18 protein-coding genes are annotated in these 22,044 nt (G+C 63.9%); 2 read left to right on the forward strand and 16 right to left on the reverse strand.

Annotated elements, in window-relative coordinates; translation table 11 throughout:
- The 3 genes from GL300_RS13900 to GL300_RS13910 all read right to left on the reverse strand — a co-directional run bounded on the left by GL300_RS13900 (position 1) and on the right by GL300_RS13910 (position 2,644).
- Complete coding sequence (locus tag GL300_RS13900; RefSeq protein ID WP_155040250.1) at positions 1-969, reverse strand: ABC transporter permease; 969 nt, start codon at positions 967-969, stop codon at positions 1-3.
- Between the two features lie 345 nt (positions 970-1,314).
- Complete coding sequence (locus GL300_RS13905) at positions 1,315-2,016, reverse strand: aspartate/glutamate racemase family protein (protein ID WP_155040251.1); 702 nt, start codon at positions 2,014-2,016, stop codon at positions 1,315-1,317.
- A gap of 1 nt (position 2,017) precedes the next feature.
- Positions 2,018-2,644: a flavin reductase family protein gene (locus GL300_RS13910; RefSeq protein WP_155040252.1), complete on the reverse strand. Its 627-nt coding sequence runs from the start codon at positions 2,642-2,644 to the stop codon at positions 2,018-2,020.
- 140 nt (positions 2,645-2,784) lie between these two features.
- Between GL300_RS13910 and GL300_RS13915 the strand changes: the two genes are divergently transcribed.
- Positions 2,785-3,462 carry a GntR family transcriptional regulator gene (locus tag GL300_RS13915; protein WP_155040253.1) on the forward strand — a complete coding sequence of 226 codons (678 nt, stop codon included), beginning with the start codon at positions 2,785-2,787 and terminating at the stop codon, positions 3,460-3,462.
- Between the two features lie 40 nt (positions 3,463-3,502).
- Here GL300_RS13915 and GL300_RS13920 read toward each other — a convergent pair whose 3' ends face one another.
- The 5 genes from GL300_RS13920 to GL300_RS13940 form a co-directional block, all read right to left on the reverse strand.
- Entirely contained in the window at positions 3,503-5,401 is a 1,899-nt protein-coding gene (locus GL300_RS13920; RefSeq protein WP_155040254.1) for a tyrosine-protein phosphatase, read from the reverse strand.
- Positions 5,402-5,553: 152 nt separating this feature from the next.
- Complete coding sequence (gene mce / locus GL300_RS13925) at positions 5,554-5,970, reverse strand: methylmalonyl-CoA epimerase (protein ID WP_155040255.1); 417 nt, start codon at positions 5,968-5,970, stop codon at positions 5,554-5,556.
- 8 nt (positions 5,971-5,978) lie between these two features.
- Complete coding sequence (gene scpA, locus GL300_RS13930) at positions 5,979-8,114, reverse strand: methylmalonyl-CoA mutase (RefSeq protein WP_155040256.1); 2,136 nt, start codon at positions 8,112-8,114, stop codon at positions 5,979-5,981.
- Between the two features lie 14 nt (positions 8,115-8,128).
- Positions 8,129-10,126, reverse strand: a complete 1,998-nt coding sequence (locus GL300_RS13935; protein WP_155040372.1) for an acetyl-CoA carboxylase biotin carboxylase subunit — start codon at positions 10,124-10,126, stop codon at positions 8,129-8,131.
- Positions 10,127-10,173: 47 nt separating this feature from the next.
- Complete coding sequence (locus tag GL300_RS13940) at positions 10,174-11,706, reverse strand: acyl-CoA carboxylase subunit beta (RefSeq protein ID WP_155040257.1); 1,533 nt, start codon at positions 11,704-11,706, stop codon at positions 10,174-10,176.
- A 113-nt stretch (positions 11,707-11,819) separates the two neighbouring features.
- Between GL300_RS13940 and GL300_RS13945 the strand changes: the two genes are divergently transcribed.
- Positions 11,820-13,217 carry a helix-turn-helix domain-containing protein gene (locus tag GL300_RS13945; protein WP_155040258.1) on the forward strand — a complete coding sequence of 466 codons (1,398 nt, stop codon included), beginning with the start codon at positions 11,820-11,822 and terminating at the stop codon, positions 13,215-13,217.
- On the opposite strand, the gene GL300_RS13950 is transcribed toward GL300_RS13945, so the two are convergent.
- From GL300_RS13950 to tauA, 8 genes are all read right to left on the reverse strand, one after another.
- Entirely contained in the window at positions 13,202-14,182 is a 981-nt protein-coding gene (locus tag GL300_RS13950) for a phosphate acetyltransferase (RefSeq protein WP_155040259.1), read from the reverse strand. The genes GL300_RS13945 and GL300_RS13950 overlap by 16 nt on opposite strands.
- 114 nt (positions 14,183-14,296) lie before the next feature.
- Positions 14,297-15,409, reverse strand: a complete 1,113-nt coding sequence (locus tag GL300_RS13955) for a YeiH family protein (RefSeq protein WP_155040260.1) — start codon at positions 15,407-15,409, stop codon at positions 14,297-14,299.
- A 121-nt stretch (positions 15,410-15,530) separates the two neighbouring features.
- Positions 15,531-17,312: a sulfoacetaldehyde acetyltransferase gene (gene xsc / locus GL300_RS13960; RefSeq protein WP_155040261.1), complete on the reverse strand. Its 1,782-nt coding sequence runs from the start codon at positions 17,310-17,312 to the stop codon at positions 15,531-15,533.
- Between the two features lie 12 nt (positions 17,313-17,324).
- Complete coding sequence (locus GL300_RS13965; RefSeq protein WP_155040373.1) at positions 17,325-18,716, reverse strand: NAD(P)/FAD-dependent oxidoreductase; 1,392 nt, start codon at positions 18,714-18,716, stop codon at positions 17,325-17,327.
- A gap of 9 nt (positions 18,717-18,725) precedes the next feature.
- On the reverse strand, positions 18,726-19,136 hold the full coding sequence (locus GL300_RS13970; protein ID WP_155040262.1) for a nuclear transport factor 2 family protein: 411 nt from the start codon (positions 19,134-19,136) through the stop codon (positions 18,726-18,728).
- A gap of 99 nt (positions 19,137-19,235) precedes the next feature.
- Entirely contained in the window at positions 19,236-20,063 is an 828-nt protein-coding gene (locus GL300_RS13975; RefSeq protein ID WP_155040263.1) for an ABC transporter permease subunit, read from the reverse strand.
- Complete coding sequence (locus GL300_RS13980) at positions 20,056-20,871, reverse strand: taurine ABC transporter ATP-binding protein (protein ID WP_155040264.1); 816 nt, start codon at positions 20,869-20,871, stop codon at positions 20,056-20,058. The genes GL300_RS13975 and GL300_RS13980 overlap by 8 nt, the downstream gene beginning before the upstream one ends.
- Positions 20,872-20,933: 62 nt before the next feature.
- Complete coding sequence (gene tauA, locus GL300_RS13985; RefSeq protein ID WP_155040265.1) at positions 20,934-21,962, reverse strand: taurine ABC transporter substrate-binding protein; 1,029 nt, start codon at positions 21,960-21,962, stop codon at positions 20,934-20,936.
- Between the last annotated feature and the right edge of the window lie 82 nt (positions 21,963-22,044).

Below are 22,044 nucleotides of genomic sequence, written 5' to 3' on the forward strand. Positions count from 1 at the left end.
TCACTTGGCGCTGCGCAGGCGGGGGTCAATGACCGCATAGGCGATATCGACCATGGTGTTCAGGAACACGAAGATGAAGGCGACGATGCACAGATAGGCCGCCATCACCGGGATATCGATGAAGGTCACCGCCTGAATGAACAGCATCCCCATGCCCGGCCACTGGAACACCGTCTCGGTGATCAGGGCGAAGGCGATCAGCGTGCCGATATTCATCGCCGTCAGCGTCACCACGGGCATCAGGCAATTGCGCAGCGCGTGGCGGAAATAGATCCTGTGGCGGCTGATGCCCCGGGCGCGGGCGAATTTCACGTAATCCGAGCGCATGACCTCAAGCATCTCGGCCCGGACAAGGCGCATGATCAGCGTCACCTGATAAAGCGAGAGCGAGATCGAGGGCAGGACCAGCGCCATCAGCCCGGTCTTGGTCAGAAAGCCCGTCGACCACCAGCCCAAGTCGATGACATCGCCGCGCCCGAAGGCCGGAAAGATGCCCAGCGTCACCGAAAACACCAGGATCAGCAGGATGCCGACCACGAAACTGGGCAGCGAGACCCCGATGATCGAGCCGAATTGCAGGAATTCCGAATACCATTTCCCGCGCTGGATCGCGGTCAGCACGCCCAAAGGCAGGCCGATCAGCAAGGAAAGAATGGTCGCGACGATCACCAGTTCCATCGTGGCGGGAAAACGCTCGGCGATCAGGCCAAGCACTTCCTGGCCGTTGCGGTAGGAAATCCCGAATTCGCCTTGCGCAGCATTGGCCACGAAGCGGGCGTACTGAACCGCGAAGCTGTCATTCAGACCCAGATTTTCGCGCATCAGGGCGCGGTCGGCCTCGGTCGTCTGCTCGGTGGACATCATGTCGACCGGGTCGCCGGCAAGGCGGAAGATCAGAAAGGCCAGAAAGGCGACGGCCAGCATGACCATCGCGGCATTGGCCAGTTTCTTGATGATGAAAACCAGCATGCGTCACCCCCGTCCGGTCAGGCGCTTTAGCCGAAGCGATTGGCGGGCGGCCATTGCGTCACGACCGGCCATCAGGTGGGAACCGAGGCCGGACACACGCCAGCTTGCGAAGGCGCTGACCGCGCCAGAGGAAGATATCCCGGTTTCATCTTGTCGCTCCCTTGGTCTGCATGTTGCTGCAGCTTTGATCACGACCCTAACGGTGTCGGCATGTCTGTCAATCATTTTGTCGACAATAAGGGCGACAATAGTTTACCAGATGTCCTCGGATTGAGCAGGCGATGCAAAAAAGGGCCGCCCTGTAGGCGGCCCTGATACGGTCATATTGTCGTCCGGTCGCGCCAGTCAGTCCTTGATCCGCGGGAAGCCATAGGCATTGGCCTTGGACGTTCTCAGCCCGCTGCCAATCAGCGCCTCGGCCATCTTGGTGGCGATGATGACGCCGTCGATGACCACCACGCCGGTGGCCTTGGTCAGATCGTCGGTCATCTCGGACATGCCGGCGCAGCCCAGCACGACGGCTTCGGCACCGTCCTCGTCGCGGGCGCGTTCGATTTCGGCGACCAGCAGGCTGAAGGCGTGCTGGGTTTCGGTTTCCAGCGCCAGCACCGGCAGGTCGATGCAGCGCACGCGGCGGCAATGCTGGCTGGCCCCGTAGCGATGCACCAGATCCTCGATCGCCGGGACCGAGCGCGGCAGCGTCGTCACGATTGAGAATCGCTTCGCCAGCACCATCGCCGCCTGCACGCCCGCCTGACAGATGCCGATGACCGGACCGCTGGCGATCTCGCGCGCGGCATCAAGGCCGGGATCGTCGAAACAGGCGATCACCGTGGCCTGTGCGCCGCCCGCTTCGGCCATGCGAATCTGCGCCAGCATTGACGGCACGGACAGCGCCTCATCCGAGAAACCCTCAATGCTGGCGGGTGATCCGATGCCGGTCGCGCCCTCGATCACGGTCAGCGGCCCGGCCACACGGCGGGCGCTTTCAACCGCCGTATCGGTCATGGAGGCGGTGGAATTCGGGTTGATGACAAAGACATGCATCTTAATCCACCCGCCTCAGCAGATCTTCCAGACGTGGCGGCTTCAGCACGAATTGCTGGTCCGAAACGATGTAATTATCGGCATGCAGCCGCGCGATGGGCTGATAGGTCTGGGGATCCACATAGCGGCCCTCGGCGTCCAGACAATCGCGGCGGACATGCATATGGACGACCTCGCCCAGCACCAACACGCGCTTTGGGTACTCGATCAGCCGCTCGACCCGGCATTCCATGGCGCAGGGGCTGGCGGGGATCCAGGATGAGCCGACCTGCACGCCCGGCGACACCGTCTCGCCCGCAAGGGCCAGTTCATCCACATCGCTTTCCGCGCCCAGCCCGCAGATCAGCATCGTCTGCGACAGGGCCATGTCCACCATGTTGACGGTGAACTCACCAGTGCGCCGGATATTGGCGACGGTATCCTTCTCGCGCCCATCCGCGCGTGGCTGGATGCCAAGCACGACAATCGCCGGATCATGCGAGAAGACGTTGAAGAAGCTCATCGGCGCGCCATTGTCATGGCCTTCGACCGCGCGTGTCGTGACCAGTGCAATCGGCCTTGGCCCGATGAAATTCGTGAGCAGCCGATAGCGATCCATCGGCTCGATCTTGGTGAAATCAAATTCCATGGTGGATCTTTGAACCCCTTTGCGACAGTTCGTTCGCTATAAATGTCAACTATATTGTCGACAATGATGCCAGCATTTCTTCTGGACCAGAAGAGGAAAAATCGGCTAGTTTCGGTATTGCATTGTTATTCAGGACACCTATGGACGCGCTTACCGCCGAACAGATTGCCGAGCGGATCTGGCTCTCGATCGCAGAACGCCGCCTGCGCCCCGGAATGCGACTGAAGGAAGCCGAGCTGGCCGAGGTCTTTGGCATCAGCCGCGCCCGTGTCCGTCAGGTTCTGGCCATGCTGGAACGCGAGGGGCTGGTTACCAGCGAAGTTAACAAGGGTGCCTTCGTCGCCGAACCCAATGTCGAGGAAGCGCGCGACATCTTTCATATCCGCCGCTCGGTCGAACAACGGGTCATCGAAAGACTGATGGACCGGCTGGACGAAAGCAAGCTGGATGCGATGGTCGCGCATGTCGAACAAGAGCGCGTCGCCAATGCCGAAAACGACCAGCGCGCGATCATCAAGCTGTCGGGCGGCTTTCACATGATGCTGGCCGAAATGGCGCAGGCCGATTTCCTGTGCGGGCTGATGCGCGACCTGATCGGGCGCAGCTCATTGATCACCGCCGCCTTCCGCGATTCCGACAAGTATAATTGCGGGCCGGACGAGCATGAGGAGATCATCACCCATCTGCGCAGCGGCGACGTGAAGGCGGCGAAAAAGGCGATGGCGCATCACCTTGACCATGTCGAAAAGGAACTGCGCCTGTCTGGCGAGCGGGAGGCCGCGAAAAGCCTGAAGGACGCGCTGCTGGGCGGGGCCTAGCGGGTATGGCCCCCGGCAAGAACTGCCGGAGGCCGCTTTCTTAGAAGGAATAGCTGGCCGAGAGCATCCCGCCGGAATTCCCGTCCTGATAATTCCCTTCGGCAGACAGCGTCAGCCGGTCAAGTTTCGCGCTGATCGATGCGCCCGCCCGGAACACGTCGCGGCTGTCAAAGGCCGAGACCTGTTCGACCGGAATCCCCTCGATCCGGCCGGTGCTGCTGGTGGCAGCATCGTCCAGCGCATGTTCGTAACCGATATTCAGTGCCGGAGAGACGCTCCAGTTGCCCATGGCGGTCGGCTTCGCCTCAAGCTCGACCCCCAGCAGCAGGTCGCGGCGGCTTTCGCTGAGCGCGTCGACATCCAGCGCCACTTCGCTGCCGGTCTCGGTAAAGCCGTCGCGCTTCAGATGGCTGAAGCGGATGCCGACGGTCGGCGTCACGCGATAGTCCGCCGTCACATGGTCATAGCCCAGTTTCAGGCTGGCCCCGTAAAGGTTGCCGTCGGTGCTGCCCTTGGCCGTGCCCAGACCGCCGCCGATCTGGCGGGTGCTGTCATAGTCGAACTGCGCGGCGGTCACGTTGGCCGAAACGAACGTCCCCTGATCGAGGCTGTCAAAGCCATAGCGGCCACCCGCCGTGACAAAGATCTGATCGGTGTCGGCCTGACCCTCGGCCGACGAGGTCGACCCTTGCAGCGTGCCCGCCCCGGCATAGGCCGCAATCTGTCCGTCGAAACGCTTGCTCATCCCCATCATGAAGCCGTTGACATCGCCGTCGCTGCTGGCAATCCCCGAACGCGCGTCCTGATCGTCCTGAAAGCTAAGCCCCTTGGTCCAGAACTGGCTTTGGCCATCCGCCATCGCGCGACCTGTGGCATAGGGCAGGGCGCTGTCGATCAGGCCGATTTCACGCAGCAGCGAACTGGCCGCGTCGGCATGGACCTGACCGCCGACTGTCGCCTCGACCCCGCCCAGCGTGCCCGCGTCGATCGCCGATTGCAGGTAATAGTTGTAGTCGGTGTAGCGGCCGGACAGGTCGCTGTCCTGCAGCGCGCTCAGGACCTCGGCCCCGGCGGCGGCGTTGCCGGTCATGTCCTGCTGTCCCGGCAGTTCGTAGCGGACCATCTTGCCGCGCAGGACATAGATCGTTTCCTGCGACAGGCCCAGACCTTCGGTCAGGTAGTTCTGCATCGTGCCGTATTGGCTGGCGACTTCGTCCAGACCGGCCTGCAGATAGCTCGCCTCGACGCCCATGACCGGGCCCATGATCTCGGCATAGGCGGGGTTGGTGGCGTTCAGGTAAGCCATCGTCGCCGCGACCCGGTCGGCCGTATAGTCGTTGGTGGCCAGATAGTTCGTCATGATATCGGCGTCGCTGACCCCTGCGAGGCTTTGCAGCACCGCCGCGGTCCAGCCGGTGCGGTCCTTGCCCGCCGTGCAATGGAAAAGCGATGCACCGTCGGCTGCTGCCATGTCGTTCAGCATTCCGGCCAGACGGCCCCGCATGTCGCTGTTGTTGACATAGGCGCGCTCGCCGTCCTGCATGAAGGCGCGGGCTTCATCGGCGGTGGTCGGGTTGAAATGGACGCTGGCATTGCCCATCAGGTTGACATTGGTATAGCTCGCGCCGGTCGGGACCCGGTCTGGTGCCGTGGCGACCTCTCCGGGCGTGCGCAGGTCATAGACATCGCTGATGCCCAGCGTGTTGACCGTCGCCAGATCCGCATCCGACAGCGTCAAAGCGTTCGAGCGATAGAACACGCCCTGCCGCATGACGCCGTTCCGGGCGGTGCTATAGGCGGTGGTCGTGCCGGCAATGTCGCGGAAGTTGTCCGCGCTGGACAGGCGCGGCGTGTTGAGGGTCTCGGCAGCGACGCCCTGAGCGCTGAGAAATGCCAGCGCAAGGGCTGTCGCAGAAACCGAGGTCTTGAGGGAAAGCATAATTTCTCCAGATAGGTCCCTGATAATTCAGGGGTATTTCCGGAGGGCGGAATATGTGCCGAACCATGACAGCCAAGTGGCCGTTTTGTTAAGCTTTGATGAATTCGCTTGTCCGGGGATGCGTGACGCAGGGTCACGACGTCCTCGGCGGCCTAGCTTTCGGGCGAATGGGGCTCCTCGAATTCGGTCAGCACTCCGAACAGGTCCGAGGGATGCGCGAACAGCACCGGATTGCCATGCGCCCCGATCTTGGGCTGGCCGCCGCCCAGCACGCGGATGCCCGCATCCTGCAACTTGGCCGAGGTCGCCCCGATATCGTCCACATCGAAGCAGACGTGATGCATCCCGCCCGAAGGGTTCTTCTGCATGAACTTGCCGATCGGAGAGCCCTCGCCATAGGCCTCCAGCAGCTCCAGCTTGACGTTGCCGAACTCAAGAAAAACGACACGGACGCCATGTTCGGGCAGGGTCTGCGGTTCCGAGACGGTGACGCCCAGATTGCGCCATGTCTGGGCGGCAAGCTCCAGATCGGGGACCGCGATGGCGATGTGATTGACGCGCTTGATCATCGAAAGCCTCAATTGTTGCGGATCTTGCCTTCCAGCAGGTCGATCACCTTATTCGCCGCATCCAGCACGTTGGTACCGGGGCCAAAGACCGCCGCGACGCCGTTTTCCAGCAGGAAATCATAGTCCTGCCGTGGGATGACCCCGCCGACGACGACGATGACTTGGCTTGCGCCCTTCTGTTTCAGCGCCTCGATCAGTTGCGGGGCCAGCGTCCGGTGCCCCGCCGCGAGCGAGGACATGCCGACCACCTGCACCTTTTCGCGGATGGCCAGATCGGCGGCCTCGCTTGGGGTCTGGAACAGCGGCCCGGCGACCACGTCAAAGCCCATGTCGCCAAAGGCCGAAGCGATGACCTTGGCGCCCCGATCATGGCCGTCCTGACCCAGCTTGGCGATCATCACCTTGGGTTTGCCCGCATTCCGGCTGTAGCTGTCCAGACGCGTGGTCAGCGTCTTGTATTCGGGGTCGTTGTCATGGGCGGGGCCATAGACGCCGCCGACCACCTCGGGCAGGGCCGAGTGGTCGCCAAAGACCTGCCGCATGGCGTTCGAGATTTCGCCCACCGTCGCGCGGGCGCGGGCGGCATCGACCGCGGCGGCCAGCAGATTGCCCTGACCGCTGCGTGCGACTTCGGTCAGCGCCTCCAGCGTGGCTTCGACTTTTTGCGGGTCGCGCTGGCGGCGGACATCGGCCAACCGCCGGATTTGCGCGTCACGGACGGCGGTATTGTCGATGGCAAGGATGTCGATGGGTTCTTCGTTATCCAGCCGGTATTTGTTGACGCCGACGATGACTTCCTCGCCCCGGTCGACCGCCGCCTGACGGCGGGTCGCGGCCTGTTCGATCAGGCGCTTGGGCAGGCCCTCGGTCACGGCCTTGGTCATGCCGCCCATCTCCTCGACTTCCTCGATCAGCGCCCAGGCCTTTTCGGCCAATTCGTTGGTCAGGCTTTCGACGTAATAGGAGCCAGCCAGCGGATCGACGACATTGGTGACGCCGGTTTCATGCTGCAGGATCAGCTGGGTATTGCGGGCGATCCGGGCGGAAAAGTCGGTGGGCAGCGCGATCGCCTCATCCAGCGCATTGGTATGCAGCGATTGCGTGCCGCCAAGCGCCGCCGACAGCGCCTCATAGGCGGTGCGGATGATGTTGTTGTAGGGGTCCTGTTCCTGCAGCGACACGCCCGAGGTCTGGCAATGCGTGCGCAGCATCAGCGAGGACGGCTTTTTCGGCTGGAATTCGGCCATGATGCGCGACCACAGCAGGCGGGCGGCGCGCAGCTTTGCCGCTTCCATGAAGAAATTCATGCCGATGGCGAAGAAGAACGACAGCCGCCCGGCGAATTCGTCGACATCCAACCCCTTGGCCAGCGCCGCCCGGACATATTCGCGCCCGTCGGCCAAGGTGAAGGCCAGTTCCTGCACCAGCGTCGAGCCCGCTTCCTGCATGTGGTAGCCGGAAATCGAGATCGAGTTGAAGCGCGGCATCTCTCGCGCGGTGTATTCGATGATGTCGGCCACGATCCGCATCGAAGGCTCGGGCGGATAGATATAGGTGTTGCGGACCATGAACTCCTTGAGGATGTCGTTCTGGATGGTCCCGGACAGGGCGGCGCGCGGGCAGCCCTGCTCCTCGCCCGCGACGATGAAGCTGGCAAGGATCGGGATGACCGCGCCATTCATGGTCATGGACACGGACATGTCCTTCAGCGGAATGCCGTCGAACAGGATCTTCATGTCCTCGACGGAATCGATGGCGACGCCCGCCTTGCCGACATCGCCCTCGACGCGGGGGTGGTCGCTGTCATAACCGCGATGGGTGGCCAGATCGAAGGCGACCGACAGGCCCTTCTGCCCGGCGGCAAGGTTGCGGCGGTAGAAGGCGTTCGATTCCTCGGCAGTGGAAAACCCGGCATATTGCCGGATAGTCCAAGGTCGGCCCGCATACATGGTCGCGCGCGGGCCGCGCACAAAGGGGGCAAAGCCCGGCAGGCTGTCCAGATGGCCGATGCCCTCCAGATCCTCGGCGGTGTAAAGCGGCTTGACCGCGATTCCTTCGGGCGTGTTCCAGACTAGCGTTTCCGGCGACGCCTTCAATTCGCGTTCGGCCAGAGCGTCCCAGTCGTTGAGGTTTTTCTTGGACATGGTCGGCCCCTTCGTCATTCGAATTCCATGATCAGCTCGTCCACGGCAAGGCTTTGGCCCGCGCTGACGGCGATGCGTTTGACGATGGCCCGGCGCTCGGCACGCAGGATGTTTTCCATCTTCATCGCCTCGACCGTGGCCAGGGTCTGGCCTTCCTCGACCTGTTCACCTTCGGAGACGGCCACAGTGGTGACGATCCCCGGCATCGGGCATAGCAGCATCCGCGAGGTATCGGGTGGTGTTTTCACCGGCATCAGCCGCGCCAGTTCCGCGATGCGCGGGCTGCGGACATGGACGCGGGTGTCGATGCCGCGCCAGCGCAACCGGATGGCCGAGCCGATCAGATCGACCTTGACCCCCATCGGCACCGCATCGACCAGGAACGTCCCGTGGCTATGACCGGGAATCCAGCGGCCCGAAACCGACAGGCTGGTCCCGTCGCTGAACCGCGCCGAAAGACCATCGGCCGAGGTGTCCAGCTTCAACGCCTGCTCACCGCCGGGAAAGGTCACGACCCAGTCACGGCCCGGATTGTGGCGATGCAGCGTGCCGGAAATCTCGGTCGCCCGCGCGCGCAGGGTCTGGTTGATCAGCGCGGCGACAGCGGCCAGCTTGCGATGGTCCTCGGGCGTCGGCTGAACGCCGGTGAAACCGTCGGGGAACTCATCGGCGATATAGGCGGTGGTCAGGCGCCCGGCCTGAAAGCGTTCCTGACCCATGACCGCAGACAGGAAAGGCAGGTTGTTGCCGCAGCCCTCGACCTCGAAATCGTCAAGTGCTGCTTCCATGGCGGCGATGGCGCGGGGGCGGTCCTTGGCCCATGTGCACAGCTTCGCGATCATCGGATCGTAATAGATCGAGATCTCGCCGCCCTCGAACACCCCGGTATCGTTGCGGATGACCGAGCCGTCATCGCGCCGCCCCTCGACCGGCGGACGATAACGCGTCAACCGCCCGACCGAGGGCAGGAAGTTGCGATAGGGGTCCTCGGCATATAGCCGCGACTCGATGGCCCAGCCGTTCAGCTTCACATCGCTCTGGGCAAAGCTCAGCGTCTCGCCCGCGGCGACCCGGATCATCTGTTCGACCAGATCGATGCCGGTCACCAGTTCCGTCACCGGATGTTCGACCTGCAGCCGGGTGTTCATTTCGAGGAAATAGAAATTCCGGTCGCCATCGACGATGAACTCTACCGTCCCGGCCGAGAAATATCCGACCGCCTTGGCCAGCGCGACTGCCTGTTCGCCCATGGCCTTGCGGGTGGCGGCGTCAAGGAAGGGCGAGGGCGCTTCCTCGATGACCTTCTGGTTGCGGCGCTGGATCGAACATTCGCGCTCACCCAGATACAGTGTGTTGCCATGCTGGTCGCCCAGAACCTGAATTTCGATATGGCGGGGCTGGGTGACGAATTTCTCGATGAAGATGCGGTCATCGCCGAACGAGGATTTGGCCTCATTGCGCGAGGACTGGAAACCTTCGCGGGCCTCGGCGTCATTCCACGCGATCCGCATGCCCTTGCCGCCGCCGCCGGCGGAGGCCTTGATCATGACCGGATAACCGATGGATGACGCGATCCGTACCGCCTCATCGGCATCCTCGATCAGGTCCATATGGCCGGGAACGGTGCTGACGCCAGCCTCGGCCGCGATCTTCTTCGAGGTGATCTTGTCGCCCATCGCCTCGATCGCCCAGACCGGCGGGCCGATGAACGCCACGCCCGCCTTTTCCAGCGCGGCGGCGAAGGCCGCGTTTTCCGACAGGAAGCCATAGCCCGGATGGACCGCATCGGCGCCGGTCTGGCGGATCGCCTCAAGGATGCGGTCGATGACGATATAGGACTGGCTGGAAGGCGCCGGGCCGATATGGACACTTTCGTCGGCCATGCGGACATGCAGGGCGTCGCGATCGGCGTCGGAATAGACCGCGACCGTCTGAATGCCCATTTTCCGCGCCGTCTTGATGACCCGGCAGGCGATCTCGCCCCGGTTGGCGATCAGGATTTTCTTGAACATGGTCTTCCCGTCGAGGTTCAGGATGTTGCCGGTCATAGCGGGCCCGGTCATAGCGGGATCGTGTCGTGTTTTTTCCAATGCGTCGTCACCTGCTTGCTGCGCAGCGCGGCAAAGGCGCGGGCAATGCGGCGACGCGAGGAATGCGGCAGGATCACCTCGTCGATGAAGCCACGCTCGGCGGCGACAAAGGGATTGGCGAAACGGGCCTCGTATTCCTTGGTCCGTGCCGCGATCTTGTCGGGGTCGCCCAGTTCGGAACGATACAGGATCTCGGTCGCGCCCTTGGCCCCCATGACGGCGATCTCGGCCGTGGGCCAGGCGTAGTTGACATCGGCCCCAATATGCTTTGACGCCATCACGTCATAGGCCCCACCATAGGCCTTGCGGGTGATCAGCGTCACCATCGGCACGGTGGCCTCGGAATAGGCGAAAAGTAGCTTCGCCCCGTGCTTGATGACCCCGCCATATTCCTGCGCCGTGCCCGGAAGGAAGCCGGGGACATCCACCAATGTCAGCAGCGGAATGGAAAACGCATCGCAGAAGCGCACGAAACGCGCCGCCTTGCGCGAGCTGTCGATATCCAGACAGCCCGCCAGCACCATCGGCTGGTTGGCGACGACACCCACCGTCTGCCCCTCAAGCCGGATGAATCCGGTGATGATATTGCGGGCGTAAGCTTCCTGAATTTCAAAGAAATCGCCCTCATCGGCCAGCGCGAGGATCAGCTCTTTCATGTCATAGGGCTTGTTGGCGCTGTCGGGGATCAGCGTGTCCAGCCGATTTGCGATACGCGCGGGATCGTCATGCGACGGACGGACCGGAGGCTTTTCGCGGTTGTTCAGCGGCAGGAAATCGAACAGCTGCCGGACGGCCTCAAGCGCCTCGATGTCATTCTCAAAGGCCGCATCCGCGACCGAGGATTTCTGGGTATGGGTGCTAGCGCCGCCCAATTCCTCGGCGGTGACGATCTCATTGGTGACGGTTTTCGTGACGTCCGGGCCAGTCACGAACATGTACGAGGAATCGCGGACCATGAAGATGAAATCGGTCATCGCCGGCGAATAGACCGCGCCGCCCGCGCAGGGGCCCATGATAACAGAGATCTGCGGAATCACGCCCGAGACCTCGGCATTGCGGCGGAAAACCTCGGCGTAACCTGCAAGACTGGCCACGCCTTCCTGAATGCGGGCGCCGCCGGAATCGTTCAGCCCGATGACGGGTGCGCCGACCCGCACGGCCATGTCCATGATCTTGCAGATCTTCTGTGCATGGGTTTCGGACAGGGACCCGCCCAGCACGGTGAAATCCTGCGAAAAGACATAGACCTGCCGACCGTTGATCGTGCCCCAGCCGGTGACGACGCCGTCGCCCGCGACCTTCTGGTCGCTCATGCCGAAATCAGTGGCGCGATGGGTGACATACATGTCGAACTCCTCGAAGGAGCCCTCGTCCAGCAGGACCTCGATCCGCTCGCGCGCGGTCAGCTTGCCCTTGGCATGCTGCGCCTCGATGCGCTTTTGCCCGCCACCCAGTCTTGCCTGGGCACGGCGGTCTTCCAACTCTTCCAGAACTCGCTGCATGGACCCTCTCCTTCGGAAGATGTCTTAAGTTTAGCGCGATCCGGCAAAAAGTGTTGAACATGAATACAGGGGAATTTACAAAATCAGTAATATGAAATTGTGAAAATGCAAAAATGGCGATCGGCAAGCTCTTCATCGGCAGAAGCGTGCGCGAGCTGCGGCTGTCGCGCAAACTGAACCAATCGCAATTCGCTGAGCGGTTGGGGATTTCCACCAGCTATCTCAACCAGATCGAAAGCAATAACCGCCCGGTTTCGGCGACGGTGCTGCTGGCGCTGGTCGACAAGTTCCAGCTGCAGGTCTCCGAGATTTCCGGGGGTGAGGGCGACCGCCTGCTTTCGGCTTTTTCCGAGGCCCTGACCGATCCGCTGTTCGAGGGGATTTCGCCTAGCGTTCAGGACCTGAAGCTGGTGGCGCAGAATGCCCCCAGCGTCGCCCATGCCTTGATCCTTGCCCATCAGGCCTATCGCCGCAGCACCGAGCGGCTGGCCGGTATAGATGAGGAACTGGCCCGCGGCATGTCCGAGGCGACGCCCTATGAGGAAGTCCGGGATTATTTCCATTTCGTCGACAATTACATCCATGACCTCGATCTGGCTGCGGAACGGCTGGCCTCCGAAATGGGGCTGCCCGAGGAATCGCTGGTCGCGCTGAAGCGCAAGCTGGAACGGCACGGGGTCGGGGTGCGCTTCCGCGCCGATGAAGGGGCGCTGCGCAGTTTCGATGCGGGTGCGTCGATCCTGTACCTGAACACCTATTCGCCCGCCCAGACCCAGCAATTCCAGATGGCGGTGCAACTGGCCCAGTTTGAGGCAGGCGAGGCCATTGCGGCCATCATCACCGCCGCCGGATTCCGCACCCCCGAGGCCAGCGAGATCTGCAAGATCGGCTTGCAGAACTACTTCGCCGGGGCGCTGCTGATGCCTTATGGCCAGTTCCTCGAAGCCGCCGCCCAGCTGCGCCACGATGTCGAATTGCTTGCTCTACGCTTCAACTGCTCGATCGAGCAGGTTTGCCACCGGCTCTCGACGCTGCAACGACCGGGGAAAAAGGGCGTGCCGATGTTCTTTGCCCGCATCGATCGGGCAGGAAACATCACCAAGCGCCACAGCGCCACCCGGCTGCAATTCGCTCGTTTCGGCGCGGCCTGTCCGGTCTGGAACGTGCATCAGGCCTTCGAGGCGCAGGGCCGGATCATCCGGCAGATGGCGGAAACCCCCGATGGCGGACAGTATCTGTCACTGGCATTGCAGGTGGCCAAGCGTTCAGGCGGGTTTCGCGGCCATGAAATCACCTATGCGCTGGCCTTCGGCTGCGAGCGCAGCAACGCCGAGGCCTTTGTCTATGCCGATGACCTTCTGGAAAGCGCGGTGGTCAAATACGATCCGATCGGGGTGTCCTGCCGGATCTGCGAACGCGTCCGCTGCCCGAACCGCGCCTGGCCACCGATCAAGGGCCGCATCGGTGTCGATCACCACCAGCGCATGATCGTGCCCTACGAAATCCGCTGAGCGTCGCCTGATCCTGCCAGAACCGAGGTGATGGCCGCCGCCGCCACGATATCCTCGGCCGAACAGCCCCGTGACAGATCGTTGGCGGGTTTGGCCAGACCCTGCAGGATCGGGCCGATGGCGGTCATCCCGCCCAGACGCTGCGCGATCTTGTAGCCGATATTGCCCGAGGCCAGATCCGGAAAGACAAAGACATTCGGCCGTCCGGTCAACCGGCTGCCCGGCGCTTTCTTCGCGCGGATCGCATCGTCCAGCGCGGCGTCGAATTGCAACTCGCCATCGACCTCCAGATCCGGTTCGGCTTCGCGGATCAGGCGCAGGGCCTCGCGGATGCGGTGCAGGCAGGGATGCTCGGCGGAGCCGGCGGTGGAAAAGGACAGCAGCGCCACCCGCGGCGTCTCGCGCAGCACCTGCCGGCAGGATTGCGCGGCCGAGCGCGCGATGGCCGCAAGCTCTTCGGCATCGGGTTCGATCACCAGCCCGCAATCGGCAAAGATCATGCCGCCCTTGATCGCGGCACCGTTCTCGCAGGCCAGCATCAGGAAGAAACTGGACACGATCCCGGCCTCGGGCGCCTTGCCGATGATCTGAATGGCGGCGCGCACCGTGTCGGCAGTGGTGGCAACGGCGCCACCGACCGTGCCATCGGCCTGCCCCAAGCGGACCCGCATCGCCGCCTGCCGGATCGGGTCGCGCATCTCCTCCAAGGCCCGCTCGGCCGTCATGCCCCGCCCGGCGCGCAGCCGATGCCAGTGGATCGACAGCTCGACCAGATCGGGGGCATCTGCCGAACTCATCGACACCACACCGGGCAGCGCGGGCCCGTCCATCAGCGTCACCCGCGCCAGCCCTTCGCCAGCCAGCCGGATGGCGGCCTCGGAAACGCGCGGATCGCGGCCCTCGGACAGGATGATGTGACGGGGATTTTCGCGGGCGGATTGATAGATCAGGTCCAGCGGTTTCATCGGTGGCTCATGGATGAGGAAGGGTGGGTGGGCTGGCACAGGCCCGATATTCTTTCTTGTTCAAATATCCCGGGGAGATCCCGCAGGGATCGGGGCAGAGCCCCATGGCGCGGCTCAACCGATCCAATGGATGCCCCCGACCACGAACAATCCCAGGAACAGCGTCTCGGCGACCAACAGCGCGATTGCGGTGGGCCCGACCTCCATCATCTTGCGCAGCGAGGTCTTGATCCCGACCGCCGCAATGGCGACCAGCAATGCCCAGCGGGACAGCGCGCCCGCGGCATCGGCCAGCCAGACCGGGATCAGCCCGGCCGAATTGACGGCGGCAAGCACCAGAAAGCCCAGCACAAAGCCCGGCAGCAAGGGCGGGCGCTGACCCTCGACCTGATCGGCCAGCCCGCGCGCCCGGATCGCCAGCGAAAACACCAGCACCACCGGGGCCAGCATCGACACCCGGATCAGCTTGACCAGAGTCGCGGTCTCGCCGGCCTCGGGGCTGATCGAAAAGCCCGCGCCGACCACTTGGGCCACGTCATGGATGGTGCCACCCAGGAAGACCCCGGCATCGCGGGCGTCCAGCCCAAAGACCTGCGCCAGCATCGGATAGATCACCATGGCCACGGTCGACAGCACCGTCACCGCCAGCACGGTAAAGACCAGATCGCGCTCGGATTTCTCGTGCCGGGGCAGGACGGCGGCAATCGCCATGGCGGCGGAGGCACCGCAAATCGCCACCGCGCCGCCGGTCAGCAGGGCAAAGCGCCAGTCACGCCCGATCAGCCGGGTGACGGCCAGCGCGAACAGGATGGTCAGCACCACCCCCGCCACGACCAGCGCGATCGCCGCCCCACCCAGACCCGCCAGCATCTCGACCGAGATCCGCGCCCCCAGCAGCGCCACCCCCAGCCGCAGCACGGTGCGGGCGGTGAAGCCGATGCCGGGCGCGGTGCGCGAGCCCTCATCGGCCAGAAAGTTCAGCGCCAGCCCCAACAACAGGGCCATCAGCATGGCAGGCGCGCCGTAATGCTCGGACAGGAACTGCGCCGTTGCCGCCACCAGAACCGAGACCGCAAGGCCGGGAAAGATTTGGCCAAGGGTCAGGCCGCCCGACAGGCGGGTAAACAGCTTGTCTGCCGCCCCGAACGAGGGCGGTTGCTTGACGGCGGGGGAAGGGCCGGAAACAGGGGCGGGATCGTGGCGCAGATCGGTGCTGGTCAGGGACATGGGCTCTCCTCGTGGCGGACCACGGGTATCGGATCAGGGCATCAGCTATCCGGCCCCGGCCCAAACGGGCCGGGGGGAGGTGCAGGGATTGGCCGGGCGCAACCGCCCGGCCGGTTCTGGATCAGGCCATCGCCACTTGCGGGCGCATGTCGGCGGGATCGATCCCCGCGACCACGACCGGCTTTTTCATCGCGTCGCGGCGGAAGGGCTCGCCCAGCTCCTGGTTCAGGATCACCTCGATGAAGGTGGTTTCCTTGTTCTTCAGCTGGCGATCGACGGCCTCGTGCAGGGCCGAGGTCAGTTCCTCGGCCGAGCGGACCTGCACGCCATTCGCGCCACAGGCCTGCGCGATCCCGGCATAGGTGGTGCCGCGATCCAGTTCGGTGCCGACGAAGTTGTTGTCATACCACAGCGTCGTGTTGCGTTTTTCCGCGCCCCATTGGTAGTTGCGGAAGATGACCATGGTGATCGCTGGCCAATCCTCGCGGCCACAGGCGGTCATCTCGTTCATCGAGATCCCGAAAGCACCGTCGCCGGCAAAGCCGATCACCGGGGTGTCCGGGTTGCCGATCTTGGCACCAAGGATTGCCGGGAAACCATAGCCGCAGGGACCGAACAGGCCGGGGGCAAGGTATTTGCGACCCGCTTCGAAGCTGGGATAGGCATTGCCGATGGCGCAGTTGTTGCCAATGTCGCTGCTGACGATGGCCGTGGCCGGAACCGCCTGCATGATCGCGCGCCAAGCCTGACGGGGGGACATCAGCTCGGCTTCGCGGGTACGGGCGCCCGAGTTCCATTCGGTGCCCGGATCGTCGTCCTCATGGTCGAGGCTCGACAGTTCCTGCGCCCAGCGGGACTTGGTCTGCGCGACTAGCGCCTTGCGCTCGGTCCGACCGGTGTCGCCGGCATTGTCGGAAAGCTGCGCCAGAATCCCGCGCGCGACCTTGGCCGCGTCGCCTTGGATGCCGACGGTCACTTTCTTGGTCAGGCCGATGCGGTCGGCATTGATGTCGACCTGAATGACTTTGGCCTCTTTCGGCCAGTAGTCGATGCCATAGCCGGGCAGGGTCGAGAACGGGTTCAGCCGCGTCCCCAGCGCCAGCACGACATCGGCCTTCTGGATGATCTCCATCCCGGCCTTGGAGCCGTTATAGCCAAGGGGGCCCATCGCCAGCGGATGCGAGCCGGGGAAGCTGTCATTATGCTGGTAGTTCGAGCAGACCGGGGCATCCAGACGCTCGGCCAGCTTGACCAGATCCGGGATCGCGCCGGACAGGACGACGCCCGCGCCCGACAGGATCACCGGGAACTTGGCCTCGGAGAGCAGCTTGGCGGCTTCGGCCACGGCTTTTTCGCCGCCCGAGGGGCGCTCAAAGGCCACGACCTGCGGCAGGTCCACGTCGATGACTTGCGTCCACATGTCGCGCGGGATGTTCATCTGCGCCGGGGCCGAGTTGCGCCAGGCCTGCATGATGACGCGGTTCAGCACCTCGGGGATGCGCGAGGCGTCGCGGACTTCCTCCTGATAGCAGACGCAATCGGCGAACAGGCGCATCTGCTCCATTTCCTGGAAGCCGCCCTGACCGATGGTCTTGTTGGCGGCTTGCGGCGTGACCAGCAGAAGCGGCGTGTGGTTCCAATAGGCGGTCTTGACCGGGGTGACGAAGCCGGTGACACCCGGCCCGTTCTGGGCGATCGCCATCGACATCTTGCCGGTCGAGCGGGTGAAGCCGTCGGCCATCAGCCCGGCATTGGTTTCATGGGCGCAGTCCCAGAACTTGATCCCGGCTTTCGGGAACAGGTCGCTGACCGGCATCATGGCCGAGCCGATGATCCCGAACGCATGTTCGATCCCGTGCAGTTGCAGGACTTTGACGAAGGCTTCTTCGGTCGTCATTTTCATGGTTATGGCTCCTTATGCGCGTTCGTCGCGGTAGTGATAAAGGTGATAGAGGCCCCATTGGCCGAGGCGGCGGAAGGGCGTCTTCCAGCCCTCATGGGGAAGTTCGGAATTGAAGATCGGCAGGTTCGGCAGGGTTTCCCCGGCCACCAGCTGCGCCATGCGCCGTCCAGCCATGGCGGAATACATGACCCCGTTGCCGCCATAGCCAAGCGCATAGAAGGCGCCGGGCAGATCGGGAATGGCGGTGATGCGGGGCATCATGTCGTGGCTGACATCGACCCAGCCCCACCATGAATAATCCAGCTCGATCCCGCGCAAGGCGGGAAACTTGCGGGCCATGCCCTCCAGCAGGCCCTGCAGATGGGCGGGATTCGCCGCATCCTTGCCGGTGATCGCGGCCCGAGAGCCGATCTGCAGCCGGTTGTCCGGCAGCAGGCGGTAGTAATGGCGCAGCGTGCGGGTATCGGTCAGGGGCGCGCCGGTGCGGATGCCGATCGCGTCCAGTTCCGAAGGCGTCAGCACGCGGGTCACGACGCTGTTCGACATGATCGGCATCAGCCGGTCGCGCAGGCGTGGATGCAGCCCGCGCGGGGCATAGGCCGCCGTCGCCACCGCCACGCGCCGGGCGCGGACAATGCCACCGGGGGTGCGCAGGTGGTGGACACCGCCCCTGAACTCCCAACCCTGCACCGGGCTGTCGGTATGGACCCGTGCTCCCAGTTCGCGGGCGGTGCGCAGATAGCCGAAGGCCAGCTTCGCGGCATGGATGCCGGTGCCGTCCGGCTCCCACATGGCGCCCTGGGCTTCGTGGTCGTGGGCGACGGTTTCGATGACCTCCTCACGGGACAGCATCCGGGCGCGGTAGCCGAAGCTGTCGTTCAGAAGTGCCGCTTCCTTGGCCAGCGTCGGGATCAGCGCGGCTTTGTGGGCGATGTAGTAATGCCCACCCTCTTGCGGCTGGCAGTCGATGGCATGGTCGCGGATCAGCCCGCGGAACAGGTCGAAGGCCTCGACCATCTCGGCATGCAGGCCGCGGGCGACGTTCAGGCCCCAGCGGTCGATCCATTGGCTGCGCTTCAGGCGCCCGGCGCTGATCTGGGCCTGACCGCCATTGCGGGTCGAGCAGCCGAAGGCCACGCCATTCGCCTCAAGTACCACGGCCTTGATGCCATGCGCCTTGGCCAGATGGATGGCGGTCGAAAGGCCGGTATAGCCCGAGCCGATGATCGCCACGTCCACATCCATGTCGCCGGTGACGGGGCCGTCATCCTGCGGTGCCGGACCGGCGGTGCCGATCCAGTAGGTGGGCGCGTAGTCGCTGCGCGGGCCAAGGCCGCGCGCATGCAGCGGGTCGTAAAGCGGGTCGAAGGGCAGGGAACCCGTGCGTCTGGCGATGGGCTGCATCATCGGGTCTCACTTTGCCGGAATGGCCGGGCGTTGTTTGCGGACAGCCTGCTTTTCCACGATCAGGCCGTCCCGGATGCGAAACAGGTCGACGCCCTGGACTTCGATGCGGGTGCCGTCGGGATTGGTGGCGCCGAACGTCCATTGCGAGACGCCGCGGCTGCCGTCCTCGGACATGAAATGGCTGTGATCGGCCCATTGCACGTCGGGCATCGCGGTCCAGACGCCGGTGAAGGCCTTGGCGATGGCGGCCTTGCCCTCGATGCGGTTGCCGTATTCGTGGTCGCCGGCGACGGTGAAGAACACGCAGTCATCGGCAAAGTGGGCCATCACGGCGTCGATGTCATGGCGGTTGAAGGCGTCGAAAGTGGCCTTCAGGTCATCGGCGGTCAACTTGGCTGCGGTCAGGGTGGCGGACATTTCGGGTATACTCCGTCAGGGCGAAGGGCATGCCCTTCGGCTGGCTGTGGTTCGGGACGGTTTTGGGTGGGGTCCGGCCCGTGGGCCGGAACCGTGGTGTCAGATCTTGCCCTTCCAGGGGATCATCGCCTTTTCGATGCGGCGGATCAGCAGGTCGAAGGCAAAGGCCAGTACGCCGATGACGATGATGCCCATGATGACCGCGTCCGAGGCCAGATATTCGGCCGAGTTCAGCACCATGAAGCCAAGCCCGCGCGAGGCCGCGACCATCTCGGCCGCGACAAGGGTGGTCCAGCCGACGCCGATGCCGATGCGCATGCCGGTGAAGATCTCGGGAAGGGCGGCTTTCAGGATCACGTGGAAGATCACCTGCATCTTGGTCGCGCCCATCGCATAGGCGGCGTGGATCTGCTCGGTCGAGACCGAACGCACCCCGGCGCGGGCGGCGATGGCCATGGGGGCAAAGATCGCAAGGAAGATCAGGAAGACCTTGGGGAATTCGCCAATGCCCAGCCAGATGATGATCAGCGGCAGATAGGCCAGCGGCGGCAGCGGGCGATAGAACTCGATGATCGGGTCAAGGATGCCGCGCACCCAGCGGTTCACGCCCATGAGCACGCCCAGCGGCACGGCGACGGCCAGCGCCAGGAAGAACGCGCCCAGAACCCGGCCAAGGCTGGCCAGCATGTGCTGCCACAGGGTCGAGTTCGACAGGCCCTCGGTCATCGACTGGACGAACTTGCTCCAGACCGCGCCGGGCGAGGGCAGGAACAAGGGCTTGATCCAGCCCATGCCGGTGATCAGGAACCACAGCGCGATCAGGACGGCCGCGGTGGCCAGGCTGATCAGCGCGCTGTTGCCTGCGCCGGGCGCGCCATAGCTGGTCCCCGCGCGGGCGGGGCGGGCGCGCGACAGGCGCTCAAGCATGGAGGCGTTCCTGTTCCTGCTGGCCGGCGCGCTCGTCGCCATAGATGATGCCAAGGATCTGTTCGCGCATGCGGATGAAATCGGGGCTTGATTTGATTGCACGGGCATTCCCCTCTGCAAGGAAGCGTTTGTTGAAATCCAGCTCATAGCTGTGGGTGATGCGACCGGGGCGGGGCGACATCACGATCAGGCGCGAGCCAAGGAACAGCGCTTCTTCGACCGAATGGGTGATGAAGAAGAACATCTTGTCGGTGACCTGCCAGATCTTCAGCAGCAGTTCCTGTACCGTCTCGCGGGTCAGCGCATCCAGCGCGGCCATGGGTTCGTCCATGAGCAGCATGGCCGGGTCGCAGGTCAAAGCGCGGGCGATGCCGACGCGCTGCTGCATGCCGCCCGACAGGTGATAGATCATGTGCTGGTGGAAATCCTGCAGCCCGACCAGCGCGAGGTTGTTGACCGCGCGTTCGCGCCGGGTTTTCACATCAACGCCGCGCAGTTTCAGGCCGAATTCGACATTGTCGATGACGTTCAGCCAGGGCAGCAGCGCGTGTTTCTGAAAGACCACGCCGCGTTCGGCGCTGGGGCCCATGACCGGCTGACCGCCCAGCGTGATCTGCCCAGAGGTCGGGGCCATGAAGCCCGCCAGCAGGTTCAGCAGCGTGGTCTTGCCGCAGCCAGACGCGCCAAGCGCCACGACGAAATCGCCTTTGTTGATGGTCAGGTCGACACCCTTGAGCGCGACAATATCGCGGCCCTTGATCTGACCGGGATAGATCAGGCTGACATCGGATACGTCGAGTGTCTGCATCTGGGTTCTCATCGTCAGGAGGGAGGGAAGAGCGGTCGCGCGCATGTCGCGGCCGCCGGCGATCAGTTCGATGCCTGCTCGGCCTTGGCCGCCGTTTCGGCGAAGCTGGCGTTCACATAGGGCGCGTAATCGGGCAGGGCCTTGTCGATCTGCTTCTGCTCGACCAGGAAGGCGGCGCTGTCGGTCAGCGCGCGGGTTGCACCGCCACCCAGCCAGGTATCCGAGGCCTGCTCGGCGGCATTCGGGAAGGAAAGCATGTTCAGCGCCTCGACGATGTCCTTGCCCTCGCCGCCGATCATGCGGGCGATACCCTTGACCGGCTCGGAATCGGCGGTCCATGCCGCTTTGTTGGCATTGTAATCGGCATAGGACTGGGCCAGCGCCTTGGTGAATTCGGTCATGAATTCCGGGTTCTTCTCGGCAAAGGCCTTGTCGACGACCAGCCCGTCAAAGGTCGGCACGCTGGCCGCGCCGATCTGTTCGCTGTCCGAGATGATCTTGCCGTCGGCCAGAAGCTGGCTGAGCGCCGGCGGCCAGACATAGGCGGCGTCGATATCGCCGCGCTGCCAAGCGGCGACGATTTGCGGCGGCTTCATGTTCAAGATCTGCACATCGGTGGGCTTGATGTTCCAGACCTTGTCCATGCCCACCAGCAGGTGGAAATGCGAGGTGGATACGAACGGAACGCCGACCTTCTTGCCAACCAGGTCCTGCGGCTTTTCGATGCCCGAACCATTGCGGACGACCAGAGCCTCGGACTTGCCGATATTGTCGAGGATCCAGAACAGCTGCAGGTCGACGCCGCGCGTGGCCGAAGCAGCCGTGCCGGTCGAGCCGATCACCCCGATCGGCACATTGCCCGAGGCGAGCGCGGTCGAAATGTCACCGCCCGAGCTGAACTGGCGCCAGTCGATGGTCACGCCGGCTTTCTTGGCGGCCTCGTCCAGACGGCCATCGGCGATGGCGGCGACGAAGGGGCCGACGATCTGCTGGTAGCCGACCACCACCGTTTCCGCCGATGCGGTCCCGGCCATCAGAAGAGCTGCGGTCGTCAGGGCAGCAAGTCGCCGCCCGGCAAGGGTCATTGTCATTCCAATTACTCCCTGTGTAACGGTCCCGCGAGGCTCGCGAGCCATATCGGCGCGTGCATCTTGCGGCACGTCGCGAATTCGA

The organism is Paracoccus litorisediminis, assembly GCF_009711205.1.
In the GTDB taxonomy this organism is placed as follows: domain Bacteria; phylum Pseudomonadota; class Alphaproteobacteria; order Rhodobacterales; family Rhodobacteraceae; genus Paracoccus; species Paracoccus litorisediminis.

Coding starts and splice junctions, on each gene's coding strand:
- GL300_RS13940 (WP_155040257.1), bottom strand. CDS start 11,706: ATGCAGCGAGTTCTGGAAGAGTTGGAAGACCGCCGTGCCCAGGCAAGA.
- GL300_RS13915 (WP_155040253.1), top strand. CDS start 2,785: ATGGACGCGCTTACCGCCGAACAGATTGCCGAGCGGATCTGGCTCTCG.
- GL300_RS13970 (WP_155040262.1), bottom strand. CDS start 19,136: ATGTCCGCCACCCTGACCGCAGCCAAGTTGACCGCCGATGACCTGAAG.
- xsc (WP_155040261.1), bottom strand. CDS start 17,312: ATGAAAATGACGACCGAAGAAGCCTTCGTCAAAGTCCTGCAACTGCAC.
- mce (WP_155040255.1), bottom strand. CDS start 5,970: ATGATCAAGCGCGTCAATCACATCGCCATCGCGGTCCCCGATCTGGAG.
- GL300_RS13920 (WP_155040254.1), bottom strand. CDS start 5,401: ATGCTTTCCCTCAAGACCTCGGTTTCTGCGACAGCCCTTGCGCTGGCA.
- GL300_RS13905 (WP_155040251.1), bottom strand. CDS start 2,016: ATGCATGTCTTTGTCATCAACCCGAATTCCACCGCCTCCATGACCGAT.
- GL300_RS13955 (WP_155040260.1), bottom strand. CDS start 15,409: ATGTCCCTGACCAGCACCGATCTGCGCCACGATCCCGCCCCTGTTTCC.
- GL300_RS13965 (WP_155040373.1), bottom strand. CDS start 18,716: ATGCAGCCCATCGCCAGACGCACGGGTTCCCTGCCCTTCGACCCGCTT.
- GL300_RS13975 (WP_155040263.1), bottom strand. CDS start 20,063: ATGCTTGAGCGCCTGTCGCGCGCCCGCCCCGCCCGCGCGGGGACCAGC.
- GL300_RS13980 (WP_155040264.1), bottom strand. CDS start 20,871: ATGCAGACACTCGACGTATCCGATGTCAGCCTGATCTATCCCGGTCAG.
- GL300_RS13950 (WP_155040259.1), bottom strand. CDS start 14,182: ATGAAACCGCTGGACCTGATCTATCAATCCGCCCGCGAAAATCCCCGT.
- scpA (WP_155040256.1), bottom strand. CDS start 8,114: ATGTCCAAGAAAAACCTCAACGACTGGGACGCTCTGGCCGAACGCGAA.
- GL300_RS13910 (WP_155040252.1), bottom strand. CDS start 2,644: ATGGAATTTGATTTCACCAAGATCGAGCCGATGGATCGCTATCGGCTG.
- GL300_RS13935 (WP_155040372.1), bottom strand. CDS start 10,126: ATGTTCAAGAAAATCCTGATCGCCAACCGGGGCGAGATCGCCTGCCGG.
- tauA (WP_155040265.1), bottom strand. CDS start 21,962: ATGACAATGACCCTTGCCGGGCGGCGACTTGCTGCCCTGACGACCGCA.
- GL300_RS13945 (WP_155040258.1), top strand. CDS start 11,820: ATGGCGATCGGCAAGCTCTTCATCGGCAGAAGCGTGCGCGAGCTGCGG.
- GL300_RS13900 (WP_155040250.1), bottom strand. CDS start 969: ATGCTGGTTTTCATCATCAAGAAACTGGCCAATGCCGCGATGGTCATG.